The following is a 15315-nucleotide window of genomic DNA, read 5'->3' as shown; positions in this document are numbered from 1 at the left end:
GTGCGCAAGCACGCACCTGAGGTGCGCGAGGGCGCACCTGAGGTGACCGGCGCCGCCTCCCAGCACCGCCTCGGCATTGCCCTCGTCGTCGCCGCCGCGATCGCCTGGAGCACCGCGCCGTTCTTCACGCGGCTGCTTGCCTATGATTCCTGGACCATCCTGTTCTGGCGGGGGTTGTTCGGCGGCGGCCTGATCGCGGCCATGATGGTGCTGCTGCAAGGCCGCGCCGGCCTGCACGAGCTCACTAGGATGGGGAAAAGCGGCTGGCTGGTCGCGTCGTATTCGACGGCGGCGATGCTCGCCTTCATCCCTGCCCTGCAATTGACCAGCGTCTCCAACGTCGCGATCATCATCGCAACCGGTCCGTTCCTCGCCGCCGCCCTCGCGTGGGTATGGCTGCGTGAAATCCCGAGATTGCGAACCATGCTGGCGAGTGTCGTGGCGCTCTGCGGCGTTGCAATCATCCTCGGCAACGCGCGCGCCGATTCCGACATTCGTGGAATAGCGCTCGCCATCTTCATGGCGCTGGCGATATCAGCGATGACTGTCATGGTGCGGCGGCACAAAGGCACATCAATGGTCGCGGCTGCAGCGATCTCGAACATCCTGGGCAGCGTGGTCAGTATTCCCTTTGCTCACGACATCGCCGGCGTCACCGCGTTCGACCTGTTCATCCTTGCGATGTTCGGATTCTTTCAGGTCGCGATCGGCCTGACTTTGTTTTTCATCGGCTCGCGTTTCCTGCCATCCAACCAGGCCGCCCTGATCTCAACGCTGGAGACGCCGCTGATGCCGTTTTGGGTGTGGCTGGCGTTTGCTGAAATTCCCGGAATCCGGGTTTTCATCGGCGGCGCCCTGGTCATGGCCGCCGTCATCGCCGACATCGTCGGCGACAGCCGCGCGCAGGGGCAATCAGGCTGAACTACCGGACTGCGAATGGCGCCTGATACGGCCGGCCGAACGGCACGCCGTTGATCACGGTCTGCACCGGTTTCAGCAGCAGCTTGCCCTCGCGCTTGTTGTTGCGGGTGTCGACGAACGAGACCTGCGCCTCCACCAGGTCCATGATCGCGACGTCGCCGGGCGCGCCGACTTGCAGCGTGCCGATTTTCGGTGCGCGGTTGATGATCTTGGCCGGCGCCGAGGTTGCCATCGCCACCACCTGCTCCACCGTAAATCCGAGCGGGATGAACTTGCTCATCACGTTCGGCAGATACGGCATGCCGGGCGAGTTGCCGGAGAAGACGTGGATGTCGGACGAGATCGTGTCGGGCGGGCAGCCGCCCGCGATCGCAGGCTCAGCCACCGTGAAATCGAAACTGCCGCCGCCATGCCCGACGTCGAACATCACGCCGCGCTGCTTGGCGGCAAGCGCTGCCGGCAGCAGCTTGCCATCCTGCACGATGTTGGTGAAGACACCGCCGATGTTCGGTGCCCCGGAATAGGCATGGGTCAATACGTCACCCGGCCGCAGCAGATCGAGAATCTGCGACATCAACTCCCTGGTCTCGACGCCGCCGATATGCACCATCATCTTGGCCGGCCAGCCACACATCTCGCAGGCCTTTATCGCTCGCTTCAGCGGTTCGAGGCCGTGCTTGGCGATGACATTCTCCGACATCCGGACTTTGACGCCGAGCAGGAAATCCGGATTCTCGGCCAGCGCCATGGCGCAGGCGTCGAGCTGCGCGTGGTCGATGTTGTAGAGTTCGGCGACCGGGAAGCCCGACAGGCCGTGATTGGCGATGTGGACGAAGGCGTAAATCCGTGCGCGGGATTGCGCCACGATGTAGCGGCGCAGCGCTGCGATATTGTTGACGCCGGCGTCCCCCGCCGACACGACGGTCGTCGTTGCCTGGGCCTGCACCAATTCGTCGGCGGGAATGCCGATCGCCGAGCCATAGGGGTAGACATGGGAGTGCAGGTCGATCAATCCCGGCGTCACCAGTTTGCCGGCAGCGTCGATGGTCTTCGCGGCGCGTGCGGCCGGAATATCGGCCTCAACCGCCTCGATCATGCCCCAGCGAATGCCGATATCACGTTTTCCCCGCAACGACTGGCTGGGATCGAGCACATCGCCGCCCTTGATCACGAGGTCGAACTTGTCGTTTGGACCCATCGCGGCATTGGCCGGTGCCGACATCGCAGCAACCGCTGCCGATCCTGACAGGCTCAGAAAATCACGGCGTGAAAACCCGCTCATGGCATCGCTCCCCCATATGATTTTTATGGCGCGATGATGCGCCGGGACCGGGCTTTACGCAAGCGGGCGCATGCCCACGATCAACCCAGACGGGTATCAAAGACCGTGCGGCTGGACGGTCCGTGGGGCGCGGCTGTCCAGATCAGTCACGTGAAACGCAATGTTTCGAGCGTGAGTTATTGGACTAAAGAAATTTGCTCGTGCGCGGAACCAATGCGCGCCGCTGTTCGAGACAATCGCGGCTGAACAGACATTCATAATTCTCTTCAAGTTCCGTCGGAACGTTCACGCCGATGCGCTGTTCTATCCGCTCAATGGAGAGGACAAGTAATGAAGAAGTTTGGATTAATTTTGGCCGCGCTTGGCGCGATCATCATCGGGGTGCCGTCGATTGCAAGCGCACAGACTGTTGTGATCAAGCGTGGCGGCGGTTATCACCAAGGCCATCACCACTCTCACGGTGCACGCGCCGAATACCGCGGGCATCGTGACCGCGGCTACCATCGCGGACATCGTGGTCATGGTCACCACAACAAGACCGTGATCATCAAGAGGCATCGTTACTGAGGCTTGCGCCCAACGAAACTTGCGTCTCAACGGAAAATGGCTCCTCGCGGAGCCATTTTCTTTGTTCGTATGATCGTTCAGCTTCTTCAGCAAAGCCGCTTGTAACGGCCGATCAGCTGTAGATTTCGAACAGGCCTGCGCCGCCCTGGCCACCACCGATACACATGGTGACGACGCCCCACTTCGCCTTGCGGCGACGGCCTTCCTGCAGGATGTGGCCGGTGAGCCGCGCGCCGGTCATGCCGAAGGGATGGCCGATCGCGATCGAACCACCGTTGACATTGTACTTCTCGGGATCGATGCCGAGCTTGTCGCGGGAATACAGACACTGGCTGGCGAAGGCTTCGTTCAGCTCCCAGAGGTCGATGTCGTCGATCTTGAGGCCATGGCGCTTCAACAGTTTTGGCACGGCGAAGATCGGGCCGATGCCCATTTCGTCCGGCTCGCAGCCCGCCGCTGCCCAGGCGACGAAGCGGCCGAGCGGCTGCAGGCCGCGCTTTTCGGCATCCTTGGCTTCCATCAGCACCACGGCCGCTGCGCCATCCGAAAGTTGGCTGGCGTTGCCGGCCGTGACGTACTTGCCGGCGCCCTTGACCGGCTCGAGCTTGGCGAGACCTTCGATCGTGGTCTCGGGCCGGTTGCATTCGTCGCGATCGACCGTGTAGTCGACGATGCTTTCCGCCTTGGTCGCCTTGTCGACCACCTTCATCCTGGTCTTCATCGGGACGATTTCGTCCTTGAACTTGTTGGCCTGCTGCGCGGCCGCCATGCGGCGCTGCGATTCCAGCGAGTACTCGTCCTGGTATTCGCGGCTGAGCTTGTAGCGCTCGGCGACGATATCGGCGGTGTCGATCATCGCCATGAAGATGTCGGGGGCGGCCTTGAGCAAATCCGGATCGATCGATTCCTTGGGCGAGCCGCCGCCGGGAATTGAGATGCTTTCAACGCCGCCGGCCACGATGCAATCGGCACCGTCCGAGCGGATCGAGTTGGCGGCCATCGCGATGGTCTGCAGCCCCGAGGAGCAGAAGCGGTTGACCGAAACGCCGGCCGTCGACTTTGGCATGCCAGCGAGCAGCGCCGCCTGGCGGCCGATATTGGGCGCGCCGTGCGCGCAATTGCCGAGATAGCAGTCCTCGACGTAGTCCTTCTCGACGCCGGCGCGCTCGACCGCGTGCTTGATGGCGTGGGCCGCCATGGACATCGGAGGGGTGATATTGAACCCGCCGCGGCCGGACTTCGCCAGCCCCGTACGTGCATAGGAAACGATAACAGCTTCACGCATTTTCTAGACCTCCCTTTGATGCCACCCAGTATGGACTGGACCTCAGCCCGTGTGTAGCGAAAAACCTTGAATTCCGGCGGACGGAAAAGGAGGAATCGCCTTCAATCCCACGCCGGCCCGAAGGCGGGATTTACACAACGTTTGTCCTTCGGCAAGGCCGCGATTGCCTTTCGATCGTCGTCATCGAGCCGCAGCTTCAGCGCGTCGAGATTGGCCTTTTGGCTTTCGGCGCGCGAGGCCTTCGGGATCGCGGCGACGCCGTCCTGGTCGAGCAACCATTTTAGCGCCACCTGTGCGGCGCTCGCATTATGTTTCCGCCCGATCGCGGTCAGAGTCTCGTCGGAGGCCACGCGGCCCTGCGCCAGCGGGCAATAAGCAACCAGCGGAATCGATTTGGCGCTGAGATATTTGCGCAGCTTTGTCTGATCCAGCATCGCGTGGTATTCAACCTGGTTGCAGGCAATCGGCGCCTTGATCTCCTCGACCACGGTCTTCAAGAGCGCGATGTTGAAATTGGCGACGCCGATGGCGCGGGTGCGGCCCTCCTGCTTCAGCTTCATCAAGGTCTCGAACATCGCCGGCAGGTTCATGTTCCGCGACGGCCAGTGCACCAGATAGAGATCGACCTGGTCGAGCCGCAGCTTCTTCAGGGAAGCATCGAACGCCCGGCGAATCGCGTCCGGCGCCAGGTTCTCGTTCCAGACCTTGGTGGTGACATGCAGGTCCTTGCGGGCGATGCGCGAGGACGCGATCGCTGCGCCGATCGGCTCCTCATTGCCGTACATTTCCGCGGTGTCGAGATGCCGGTAGCCCAGCGCAATCGCGCTTTCAACCGCGGCGCGGCAGGCATCGCCCTGCAGCCGAAAGGTGCCAAGCCCAAGCCTCGGCAGGGCAATGCCCTGCGTTTGCAGATTTTCCATTGAATGCTCCCAAAGGCGTAAAGTGTCGCGGGGAAGACGAAAGCCGCATGGACGGCATTGGATGCGTGGGATAGATCGCTATGAATAGTCTGCCCGCAAGGCGCTGGGCAAATCAAGATCGGGTCAGGAAGAGCGATGGGCAACGCGTTGCAACGATGGCTGGATTCCCATCAATTGCCGGCGATCGCCGCCGCCGTACTCGGCGTGATCACGACGCTCTCCGTGCTGATCATGGCTGTCTTCTATCTGATCGGAAAACCCTGAGCTATCGCTGCCAGCTGCAGATGCCGCCGGACTTGCACGGCCAGGTTTGAATCCTGACATCGCGCGCCTGCGCATCGAGCGGATTGTGGCGCGGCTTCGCACGCGCTGCGGCGCGCGGCGCCTCAGTGCTGGCCTTCTCGGCCTGAGATTTGGCGACATGCGCCTTGCGTGGCGGCAGCTTGGGCCAGATGGTCGAATCCAGATCCGCCTCCGTGTCCTCCGACCTTGCCTCGATCCGAACCGGCCCGAATTTCGCTTCCGGCCCGATCCGCTTGGGCGACAGTACGGCGCTCGGAAGATCAAGGCTGAGCAACTCACCCGGACGATATTCAGCCGCGGTCGCGGAGCCGGCCAATGCCAAAAACCCCGTGCAAACCGCTGCAGCTAAAGCGCTTTTCAGGACCATCAAGGGCCTCCTGAAATGACTAAAAATAACGATAACCGGGATCATGTAGGAAGCCGGCAGGCCTTTTCCAGCCGAGATTTTCGGCAAGGTTACCCGCTAACTACGCCGGCCGCGAAAAATCCGCGGCCGGCGGCCCGGAACTTATTCCGCGGCTTGCGCAACCCCCTGCCCGATCGTGCCCTGCAGCCGCATGCATTCCTGGCGGTAGCGCGCGACATTGGCCTCCTTGATGTGGCCGTAGCCGCGCACGAGGTCAGCCGTTTTCGCCAGCGCCACCAGCCGTGGCCAGTCCTGCGGTTTGGCCGTGTCGAGGTGGCGGAGGATCATGTCGGAATATTCGCCCGGCAATGCCCGCTCCATCCGGCGCTCGGAGGTATAGCCGAACGGATCGAACGCGGTGCCGCGCAGGAATTTGAAGCGCGTCAGGACATCGAACGCCCTTAGGATCCAGCCGCCGAATTCGCGCTTGCGCAAATGCCCGGTCACCTTGTCGCGGCGCGCCAGCAAGGGCGGCGCCAGGCTGACCTTGACGCTCGCGTCGCCGTCGAACTGCTCCTTCAACGCTTTTGCGAATTCGCCGTCGGAATAAAGCCGGGCAACTTCATACTCGTCCTTGTAGGCCATCAGCTTGAACAGGCCCTTTGCAAAGGCTTCGGTGAGGTCCTGCGCCGCGGGCGAAGCCTTGGCTTCGGCGGCACGCACGCGCGCGACCTCGGCGAGGTAGCGCTTCGAATAGGCCTCGTTCTGGTAGTCGGCCAGGAAGCCGGCACGGTGAGCGATGGTTTCGTCCAGCGTCCGCTTGACCGGCGCTGTGCCCTGCGCCTTGAAGCGTGCGGCGCTGACCACGCGCTGCAGGTCGTGCGCGGCAAGCCGGCCCCACGAGAACGCCAGCTTGTTCATCTCGATTGCCGCGCCGTTGAGGTCGATCGCCTTCATGATCGCCTCCAGCGACAGCGGAATCGCGCCGCGCTGAAATGCAAAGCCGAGCATGAAGGAATTGGTCGCGATGCTGTCGCCCATCAGGGATGAGGCAAGACCGGTCGCGTCGAGGATATCGAGATCGCTGGCGCTAACCGCCTCATTAAGCGAGTCGCGCATCGCGCCCGCCTGGAAATCGATATCGGGATCAATGACAAAACTTGCGGTCGGCAGCAGATCGGCGTTGACGATCGCGCGCGTCAGGCCGCGCTCGGCCCGGCTCAGCGCCGGGATGCTGGTGGCGACGACGATGTCGCAGCCGAGAATGAGGTTGGCGGTGCCGGGTCCGATGCGGACGTTGGCGAGATCGTCCGCCGACGGCGCGATGCGGACGTGGCTCATGACCGCGCCGTTCTTCTGCGACAATCCGGTGAAGTCGAGCGTCGAGCAGGCCCTGCCGTCGACATGCGCGGCCATGCCGAGCAACGCGCCGATGGTGATGACGCCGGTGCCGCCGATGCCGGTGACGAGGATGTTGAACGCACCGTCCAGCGCCGGCAGAGTCGGCTGCGGCAGATCGGCGAACAACGCCGACGGGTCGGCCGCGGCGCGATCGGCCTTCCGCAACTTGCCGCCATGCACGGTGACGAAACTCGGACAAAAACCCTCGATGCAGGAGAAATCCTTGTTGCAGTTCGACTGGTCGATCCGGCGCTTGCGGCCGAGTTCCGTTTCCAGCGGCTGCACCGAGACGCAGTTGGAAGCAGCCGAGCAGTCGCCGCAGCCTTCGCAGACACGCTCATTGATGAAGACCCGCTTCGGCGGATCCGGATAGAGCCCGCGCTTGCGGCGGCGGCGCTTTTCGGCGGCACAGGTCTGGTCGTAGATCAGCACCGAGAGGCCCTTGACGTCGCGCAGCTCCTTCTGCACGGCGTCGAGCTCACGGCGGTGATGAACAGTGGCGCCTGTGGGGAAATAATTACTGGGGTATTTCTCGGGATCATCAGAGACGATCGCAAGCCGCTTGGCACCTTCGGCGGAAACCTGATGCGCGATCTGCGACACGGTCAGGCCGCCCTCGGCCGGCTGGCCGCCGGTCATCGCAACAGCGTCGTTGTAGAGGATCTTGTAGGTGATGTTGACGCCGGCGGCGGAAGCCGCGCGCAGCGCCAGCAACCCGGAATGGGTGTAGGTGCCGTCGCCGAGATTCTGGAACACGTGCTGTTCGCTGGTAAACGGCGCCTGCCCGATCCAGGTGACGCCTTCCGCGCCCATATGCGAGATCGTAGCTGTCCGGCGGTTCGGCACCGAGAGCGCCATGCCGTGACAGCCAATGCCGGCCATCGCGCGGCTGCCCTCAGGCACTTTGGTGGAGGTGTTGTGCGGGCAGCCGGAGCAGAAATACGGCGTCCGCTGCAGCTTTGCAGCGCCAATGCCCTCCGCGGGCCGGTCGAACGCTTCGAGTTTTGCCAAGCGCTGTTCCAGCGCCGGGCTGCGATGGCCAAGCCGGCGCAACCGCGCCACGACAGCGGCCGCCACCATGGTGGGCGTCAGTTCGCCTTCGCTTGGCAGCAGCATCGCGCCGGTCTCGTCGCGCTTGCCGACCACCGAGGGGCGCCTCATAGCATCGACATTGTAGAGGATGCGCAGCAGCTGATCCTCGATGAAGCCGCGTTTCTCCTCGACCACAAGCACGTCCTGCAGGCCCTCGGCGAAGGCGCGCGCGCCGTGCTCCTCCAGCGGCCAGGTCAGCGCGACCTTGTAGATGCGCAGTCCCAGCGCCTGCGCCTCGGCGTCGGTAATGCCAAGATCCGCCAGCGCCTGGCGCAGGTCGAGATAGGCCTTGCCGGTCGCCATGATGCCGAGCCGCGCCGGTTTAGAATCCAGCACGATGCGGTCGAAGCGATTGACGCGCGTGAAGGCGGCGACCGCCTGCATCTTCGGGCCGTGCAGCCGGCGCTCCTGCTCCAGCGGCGCGTCCGGCCAGCGGATCGACAAACCACCCGGAGGCATCTCGAAATCACTGGGGGTGATGATCTTGATGCGGTCGGGATCGCTGACGATCGAGGCCGAACTCTCAACCGTTTCCGAGATTGCCTTGAAACCAACCCAGCAACTGGAATAACGCGACAGCGCAAATCCCAAAATGCCGAGGTCGAGATAATCCTGCAGCGTTGCGGGATTGACCACCGGCATCAGTGCCGCCGCAAACACCTGCTCGCTCTGATGCGCCAGCGTCGAGGACTGGCAACCATGATCGTCACCGGCCAGCGCGATCACGCCGCCATTGGGCGAGGTGCCGGCCGAATTGGCATGCTTGAGCGCGTCCATCGAGCGATCGACGCCGGGACCCTTGCCGTACCAGATTCCGAATACGCCATCGACCTTGGCGCCCGGGAACATTCCGACCTGCTGGCTGCCCCACACCGCCGTCGCCGCCAGATCCTCGTTGAGGCCAGGCGCGAACTCGATGTTGTGCTCCTTGAGGAAGGATTTCGCACGCCACAGCGCGTGATCGTACATGCCGAGCGGTGAACCGCGATAACCCGAGATGAAACCTGCGGTGTTGAGCCCCTGCGCGCGGTCGCGTTCGCGCTGCAACATCGGCAACCGGACCAGTGCCTGCGTACCGGAAAGAAAGATGCGTTTCGCATCCAGCCGGTACTTGTCGTCCAGCCCAACGTCCATCAACGCCATTTTTTCGCTCCCCATCGCGTCTATCGCTCTGCCGGCGATTTTGAACCGGTCTAATTCAGGCCAGAATGCACCGGTTTTGCTATGCGTGCCCAGCCTGAATGCATGGCGGCAGGACATATCTCGGCTGCGATGTGGATTACGGTCGTACCCTTGCCGAACCCCGTCTTCTTTGAAACGCTGGCGACAACGGGAGAGCCAAGGAAGCCTAGAGATGACAGAAGCGGCATTCACGACCGAGATTCTGGAGAGCGGCGACGTGCTCGTCGGGCCGTGGCGCAGCCCGAAGCAGATGCTTCATGCGCAGGTCTACGATTCGCACGCCTCGATCCACGACGACGCGACAGCGCAAAAGCTGGGATTTCAGGGCGGCACGATCGAAGGCCCGACCCATTTCAGCCAGTTCGCGCCGCTGTGCGAACGGATCTGGGGCCAGGCCTGGTTCGAGACCGGCTGCCTCTCGGCGCATTATCGCAATCCCGCTTTCGAGGGCGAGGAAGTCCAGGCCAACATCGAGAAGCCGAAGCCGGGCCAGACCGTTTGCACCATCGGCATGACCAAACGCGACGGCACCGAGATTTTGCGCGGAACTGCGTCGGTCGGCGGCGATGGCACGGACACGGCGCTGCACCGGCGGCTCGGCGAACTCAAGCCGCTCGCCGACCCCGTGATTCTCGCCGACCTCAAGGTCGGCATGAAGACCGGCCGGCAAACGGTGAAAATGGATTTCGACCAGAACATGGGCGATCTCTATCCGTTTTCGCTGGCCGAGAAGCTGAAGGTCATCACCGAACCTTCGGCGTATTATTCGCAGGAACTCAATCCCTGGGGCCGGGCTATTATCCCCATGGAGATGCTGAGCGTGCTGTTTCAATACCGCGCGCGCGAGGATCGGTTGCCGGTGCGAGGCCCCGCGGTCGGACTGTTCGCGGATCAGGAAATCCGCCTTCTGCGCGGGCCGCTTTTCGCCGGCGAGAACTACGTCACCGAACGCGAGGTGGTTGCGCTGAGCGGCAGCCGCCGGACCGAGAGCATGTGGGTGCGCACCACGGTGTTCGGCAGCGACGACAAGCCCGTCGCCACGATGCTGCTCAATCTCGCGAGCATCAAGGATTCCTACGCCAATTACGCGAGCGAGCATAAAGCGCTCTATGGCTGAGCCGACCTAGCGCGGTCGCGGCCGGCGCGGCCGGACGAACTTGCCAATAAGGAAAACAACAAAAATGGCCCGCCTGCCCTATCTCGAAGCCGACCAGGTCGCCCCCGAATATCGCGACATGCTCAAGCGCAACACCAATCTGCACAAGCTGCTGGTCAACTCGCCCGACATGGCACGCGCCTTCAACGGCATCGGCGGCTATATCCGCTTCAAGAGCAAGCTCGACCCGCGCTTGCGCGAACTTGCGATTCTTCAAGTCGGCTGGATGGAGAAGTCGGAATACGAATTCACCCATCACGTGAAGATCGGCAAGGAGTTCGGCGTCACCGACGACGACATCAAGGCGATGATGGCCGAGACCGAGGGCAAACCCTCGAACCTCGAACCGCTGGCGACAGCAATTTTGCGCGGCGCCCGCGAGATGGTGCGCGAGTTGGCCATGTCGGATGCGACCTTCGCCGAGATCAAGCAAGACCTCTCCGACGAGCACATGACCGACCTCGTGGTCACCATCGCGTTCTACTGCGCCGTGGTGCGCGTGCTGGCGACGATGAAGATCGACAATGAGCCCTATTACAAAGAGGTACTGCAACAGTACCCGATCCCGGGAGTGGAATGAAATGCGCCTGAAAGATCGTGTCGCCATCGTCGTCGGCGCCGGCCAGAGCCCCGGCGAGGGCATCGGCAACGGCCGCGCCACCGCGCTCACCTTCGCGCGCGAGGGCGCCAGGGTGCTGTGCGTCGATCACCATCTCGAATCGGCGCAGGAGACCGTCGACTTGATCGCGGCCAAACAGGGCACGGCGATCGCCTTCAAGGCCGACGTCACCAAAAATACCGACATCAAGGCGATGGTGGCGGATGCGCATGGACGGTGGGGCCGCGTCGATATCCTGCACAACAATGTCGGCGTCAGCCTGTCCGGCGGCGATGCCGAACTGCAAGACATCACCGAGGAGGCGTTCGACCGTTGCGTCGCGATCAATCTGAAGAGCTGCATCCTCGCCGCCAAGCATGTCATTCCGATCATGCGCCAGCAACAGAGCGGCAGCATCATCAACATCTCCTCGATGGCAGCGATCACGACCTATCCATACGTCGCCTACAAGGCGACCAAGTCGGCGATGATCGCCTTTACCGAACAGCTCGCCTACCAGAACGCACAGTATGGCATTCGCGCCAACGTGATCCTGCCCGGCCTGATGAACACGCCGATGGCAGTGGACACCCGCGCGCGCGAATTCAAGAAGACCCGCGCCGAGGTCGAAGCGGAGCGCGACAGCAAGGTTCCGCTGCGCCAGAAGATGGGCACCGGCTGGGACGTCGCCAATGCCGCGCTGTTTCTCGCCTCCGACGAAGCAAGTTTCATCACGGGCGTGACGTTACCGGTCGACGGCGGCGCCAGCGTGCGGCGCGGTTAAGGACTATGGCGCTTTGACGCAGTGCAGCACGTCACGATTCGGAACAGTTGAAGGTTTCCAATGACACGATGATGTGACGGCGTTTCATCGCACGTCCAAATCCTGACTCGTTGTGGTCGCACGAATTTCATCAGCGGCCGCTATCACGCGCCTTGAGAACGTGAGGGAGTCCTTGGACGCCATGAACGACGAAGTCGACTACGATCTGACGCCCGCCCAGTGGGAAGTGCTGAAGAATCTACGCAACGCCGCATCCCGGCCACAGCGGATGAATCGATTCACAATTCAAGGCCTGATTGCGCTTGGACTCGTTGCGATCAACGGCGATGTGCCGGCCCTCACGTCAAACGGACGCAAGGTGCTGATTAGAGGTTCATCGTGCCTGCTGCTCGATCTTGCGGCGTAATGTCGCCGTCGTGTCACAGCGGCTTCTCGTCGTCCGTCACCGGTGACGTGATGACGAGGAACACCAGATCGACCAGGCCGGAATTTGAAATCGCGTGTTCCACGCCCGGCGGCAGGAAAATAAAATCGTGCTTGCGCACAACGTGGTTCTTGCCGGCGATTTCCATCAGCCCCTCGCCCTCGAGCACGTGATAGATCTGTTCCTGGATCTTGTGCTTGTGCCTGATGACATGGGCCATCGGTTGGTACATCGAAATCCGGTAATCGATGTGACGCGAGCCCGCCGTCTCCGGCATGACCAGCGGTTTCGACAGCGCGCCGCCAAAATGATTGGGGAATTCGCGCCAAGGCACTTCGGCGATGTTGCGGATGAAAGCGCCGTGATCTTCTGAAGCCATTTGGTGCTCCTCAGTTACCGCGACGATCAGATCACCAGCGCGCCGCCGTCGATATAGACGATCGATCCCGTCGCAAAGCCGTTCGCCATGAACGACAGGATCTGCCGCGCGATATCGTCGCCGATCCCGACCCGGCCGACCGGTAACGCCGCGGCGGTCTTGGCGAGCATATCACGGCGCGCCTCCTCGGGCATCGCGGCGCGGATCGGCGTATCGATCACACCGGGCGAGACGGCATTGACGCGCACCGGCGCCAGTTCGAGCGCCAGCGCTTTTGCCAACGATTCGAGCGCGCCATTGGCCGCACTGACGATGGCCGAATTCGGCCGCGGGCGAACGCTGAGGAAGCCGGAGACCAGGGTCAGCGATCCGCCGGGGCGAATCTCGGCCGATCGCGCCACGCGCCATGCGCCCCAGAACTTGCTTTCCATCGTGGACCGCACGTCCTCCATCGCGACCGTCTTGAACGGACCGGTACGAAGTTGCGCGGCAGTCACCACGACGTGATCGACCGGGCCGCAGGCACGAAACAGCTTTGCGACGCTTTCATCGCTGGTGACATCGGCCGGAATCGCGATCGCGTTGAGCTTTTCCGCCACCTTGTCGAGGCGCTCGACATTCCGCGACGAAACAATAACGTCGGCGCCTTCGCGCTTGGCCATTTCCGCGGTGGAAAGACCGATGCCGGAGGAACCACCGACGACGACGATTTTCTTGCCTGCAAGCAACATGCGCTCTCCTTAAGTAAAATCAGACGGGCTGATAGCGGGTGCCGATGCCCGCCTTGCTTTGGCCAAGGCCAGGCAATTCCCAGACGCCGGCGCCGGTGGGATTGATATCGGCGGCGATATCGACGTCGATCAGATAGGGCTTGTTGGCGGCGATGCCCTTGCGGATGGCCTCGCCGATATCGCCGGCGCGATCGACCCGCACGCCCTCGACGCCGCAGGAGCGCGCCATCGCGGCAAAATCCGGATTGTAGCGCTGGCCGGTCACGGGATCGTGGAAGTCGGTCGCGAGTTCACGGCCGCCGAGATAACCGCGCTGCAGCCCGCGGATCGAGGCATAGGCGTAGTTGTTCCAGACCACCCAGACCACGGGCAGATTATATTCGACCGCCGTTCCCAGCACGTTGGCATGCATGAAGAAGGCGCCGTCGCCGCACACGGATACGCACGGCCGGTCGGGGGCTGCGAATTTCGCGCCCATCACGCCGGCGACACCAAAACCCATCGGGCCGAACCCCATCGAACCGATCAGCGAGTCCGGCCGCTTCGGCTTGCAAAAACTCAGCAGCCAATTGTGGTGCACGCCGATGTCGCTGACCAGGATCGCATTCTCCGGCAGCGCCTTGTCGATCTCGAGCGCGGCGCGCTGCGGATTGATCGGCATGGTGTCGTCGGAAAATCCGGGTGCAACGAATTTGTCCCATTCCTGGCGGTAGGTATCGATCTGCGCCAGCCATTTCTTGCGGCTGTCGGCCTTCCCTGTCAGATCGGCGCGGCGATCGAGTTCGGCATGAACCTGCCGCAGGAACGTCCGCACGTCGGCCATCAGCCCGAGCGCGACCGGATAGTTGCGGCCGATCTCCTCGGGGTCGATGTCGACATGAATCAGCCGCGTCGGCGGAATGGTGAAGGAATAGCCAGGAATCCACGAACTCGAGGTGCGATCGTCGAACCGCATCCCCATCGCCAGCAGCACGTCGGCCTGGCGCGTCGCGTGGTTGGCCTGGTAATGACCAGCGCGTGCGACGAGGCCAAGCGCGAGCGGATGGTTGCAGTCGATCGCGCCAAGCCCGCTGGCGGAAGCCGCCACCGGAATCTGCAGTCGCTCGGCGAGTTTCAGCAATTCCTCGGCCGCGCCGCCGTAACGGACGCCCTGCCCCACGATCATCACCGGCCGCTCGGCGCCGAGCAGCATATCGACCGCCTTGACCACACCCTCGGGATCGGCGCCGCAGCGGCTGGAGATGTTGGCGTTCCAGGCCTGCGCGTTCGGCGCTTCCTCGGCGGCCGACTCCATGAACACATCAAAGGGAACATCCAGCACCACAGGACCCGGACGTCCCGACATCATCGTCTTCCAGGCTTGCCGAACCGCGAGCGGCACCATCTCGCCCCGCGTCGGCTGGAACACCTTCTTGCAATAGGAGCGCACCGTGGAGGGAAAGTCGGCCTGATAGTGCCGATACAATTCCTGAAACGCGCCGCGATTGAACTGGCTGGTCGGCACATTGCCGGTCACCGCCATGAACGGCACCGAATCGAGGAACGCATTGCCGAGCGAGATCGGCAGATTGGCCGAGCCCGGCCCGCAGGAGGTGAAGGTTGCGGTCGGCCGCCCCGATACGCGGTAGTAAACGTCGGCCATGAACCCGGCGACGCTCTCATGGTGGACCGAGATGGTCTTGATGTCGTCGGAACGCTCGTACAGCGCGTCGATGAACTGGATATTGCCGTGGCCGCACAGGCCGAACACCTGCGGCACCTTCTCCTGGATCAGGTAATCGACGATGACCTGGGCCCCGTTGAGCATGTTTCGCGACATCGGATTACTCTTCTCTCCCTGCTGCTCAGCGGGCTTGCCCTGCTCAACACGCTTGATCGCCGCGTCTTGGATTGCGCGGCCGGCGGGGCCGAACCTATTTCTCATAATACTGTACGTCAATTGCT

General features: G+C 62.8%; 15 protein-coding genes. 7 read left to right on the top strand and 8 right to left on the bottom strand.

Features of this window, described 5'->3' with window-relative positions; genetic code table 11:
- Positions 1-921: a DMT family transporter gene (locus JQ641_RS28150; RefSeq protein WP_349628637.1), complete on the top strand. Its 921-nt coding sequence runs from the start codon at positions 1-3 to the stop codon at positions 919-921.
- Position 922: 1 nt separating this feature from the next.
- Here the strand turns inward: JQ641_RS28150 and JQ641_RS28145 are convergent, their stop codons facing one another.
- Positions 923-2203 (bottom strand): amidohydrolase family protein, encoded by a 1281-nt coding sequence (locus tag JQ641_RS28145; protein WP_211999124.1) that lies wholly within the window; start codon positions 2201-2203, stop codon positions 923-925.
- Between the two features lie 330 nt (positions 2204-2533).
- Between JQ641_RS28145 and JQ641_RS28140 the strand changes: the two genes are divergently transcribed.
- Positions 2534-2770 carry a hypothetical protein gene (locus JQ641_RS28140; protein ID WP_211999123.1) on the top strand — a complete coding sequence of 79 codons (237 nt, stop codon included), beginning with the start codon at positions 2534-2536 and terminating at the stop codon, positions 2768-2770.
- A 112-nt stretch (positions 2771-2882) separates the two neighbouring features.
- Here JQ641_RS28140 and JQ641_RS28135 read toward each other — a convergent pair whose 3' ends face one another.
- Together JQ641_RS28135 and JQ641_RS28130 are read right to left on the bottom strand one after the other, a co-directional pair.
- Positions 2883-4055 (bottom strand): acetyl-CoA C-acyltransferase, encoded by a 1173-nt coding sequence (locus JQ641_RS28135; RefSeq protein WP_211999122.1) that lies wholly within the window; start codon positions 4053-4055, stop codon positions 2883-2885.
- A gap of 101 nt (positions 4056-4156) precedes the next feature.
- The gene (locus JQ641_RS28130; protein ID WP_211999121.1) at positions 4157-4975 is read right to left on the bottom strand and encodes an aldo/keto reductase; all 819 of its coding nucleotides are present in this window, start codon (positions 4973-4975) and stop codon (positions 4157-4159) included.
- 135 nt (positions 4976-5110) lie between these two features.
- Here JQ641_RS28130 and JQ641_RS38540 point away from each other — a divergent pair, with 135 nt between their 5' ends.
- Complete coding sequence (locus tag JQ641_RS38540; RefSeq protein ID WP_283815225.1) at positions 5111-5239, top strand: hypothetical protein; 129 nt, start codon at positions 5111-5113, stop codon at positions 5237-5239.
- Between the two features lies 1 nt (position 5240).
- Here JQ641_RS38540 and JQ641_RS28125 read toward each other — a convergent pair whose 3' ends face one another.
- Together JQ641_RS28125 and JQ641_RS28120 are read right to left on the bottom strand one after the other, a co-directional pair.
- Positions 5241-5645, bottom strand: coding sequence for a hypothetical protein (locus tag JQ641_RS28125; protein ID WP_211999120.1), 405 nt, complete (start codon positions 5643-5645; stop codon positions 5241-5243).
- Positions 5646-5786: 141 nt separating this feature from the next.
- Entirely contained in the window at positions 5787-9260 is a 3474-nt protein-coding gene (locus JQ641_RS28120) for an indolepyruvate ferredoxin oxidoreductase family protein (RefSeq protein ID WP_211999119.1), read from the bottom strand.
- Between the two features lie 211 nt (positions 9261-9471).
- Between JQ641_RS28120 and JQ641_RS28115 the strand changes: the two genes are divergently transcribed.
- The 4 genes from JQ641_RS28115 to JQ641_RS28100 all read left to right on the top strand — a co-directional run bounded on the left by JQ641_RS28115 (position 9472) and on the right by JQ641_RS28100 (position 12243).
- Positions 9472-10416: a hypothetical protein gene (locus tag JQ641_RS28115; protein WP_211999118.1), complete on the top strand. Its 945-nt coding sequence runs from the start codon at positions 9472-9474 to the stop codon at positions 10414-10416.
- Between the two features lie 64 nt (positions 10417-10480).
- A complete protein-coding gene (locus JQ641_RS28110) occupies positions 10481-11035 on the top strand; it encodes a carboxymuconolactone decarboxylase family protein (protein ID WP_211999117.1) in 555 nt (184 codons plus the stop codon).
- A 1-nt stretch (position 11036) separates the two neighbouring features.
- The gene (locus JQ641_RS28105; protein ID WP_211999116.1) at positions 11037-11837 is read left to right on the top strand and encodes an SDR family NAD(P)-dependent oxidoreductase; all 801 of its coding nucleotides are present in this window, start codon (positions 11037-11039) and stop codon (positions 11835-11837) included.
- 181 nt (positions 11838-12018) lie between these two features.
- Positions 12019-12243 (top strand): hypothetical protein, encoded by a 225-nt coding sequence (locus JQ641_RS28100; RefSeq protein ID WP_211999115.1) that lies wholly within the window; start codon positions 12019-12021, stop codon positions 12241-12243.
- Positions 12244-12256: 13 nt separating this feature from the next.
- Here JQ641_RS28100 and JQ641_RS28095 read toward each other — a convergent pair whose 3' ends face one another.
- Genes JQ641_RS28095 through JQ641_RS28085 form a run of 3 tightly spaced genes read right to left on the bottom strand, consistent with a single transcriptional unit; the run spans position 12257 to position 15190 of the window.
- A complete protein-coding gene (locus JQ641_RS28095; protein ID WP_211999114.1) occupies positions 12257-12640 on the bottom strand; it encodes a cupin domain-containing protein in 384 nt (127 codons plus the stop codon).
- A 26-nt stretch (positions 12641-12666) separates the two neighbouring features.
- Entirely contained in the window at positions 12667-13371 is a 705-nt protein-coding gene (locus tag JQ641_RS28090) for an SDR family oxidoreductase (RefSeq protein WP_211999113.1), read from the bottom strand.
- 19 nt (positions 13372-13390) lie between these two features.
- Positions 13391-15190 (bottom strand): thiamine pyrophosphate-binding protein, encoded by a 1800-nt coding sequence (locus tag JQ641_RS28085; protein ID WP_211999112.1) that lies wholly within the window; start codon positions 15188-15190, stop codon positions 13391-13393.
- Between the last annotated feature and the right edge of the window lie 125 nt (positions 15191-15315).

Origin of the sequence: Bradyrhizobium sp. JYMT SZCCT0180 (genome assembly GCF_018130165.1) — a bacterium.
In the GTDB taxonomy this organism is placed as follows: Bacteria; Pseudomonadota; Alphaproteobacteria; order Rhizobiales; family Xanthobacteraceae; genus Bradyrhizobium.
This window is presented reverse-complemented; position numbering and strand designations above follow the sequence as displayed.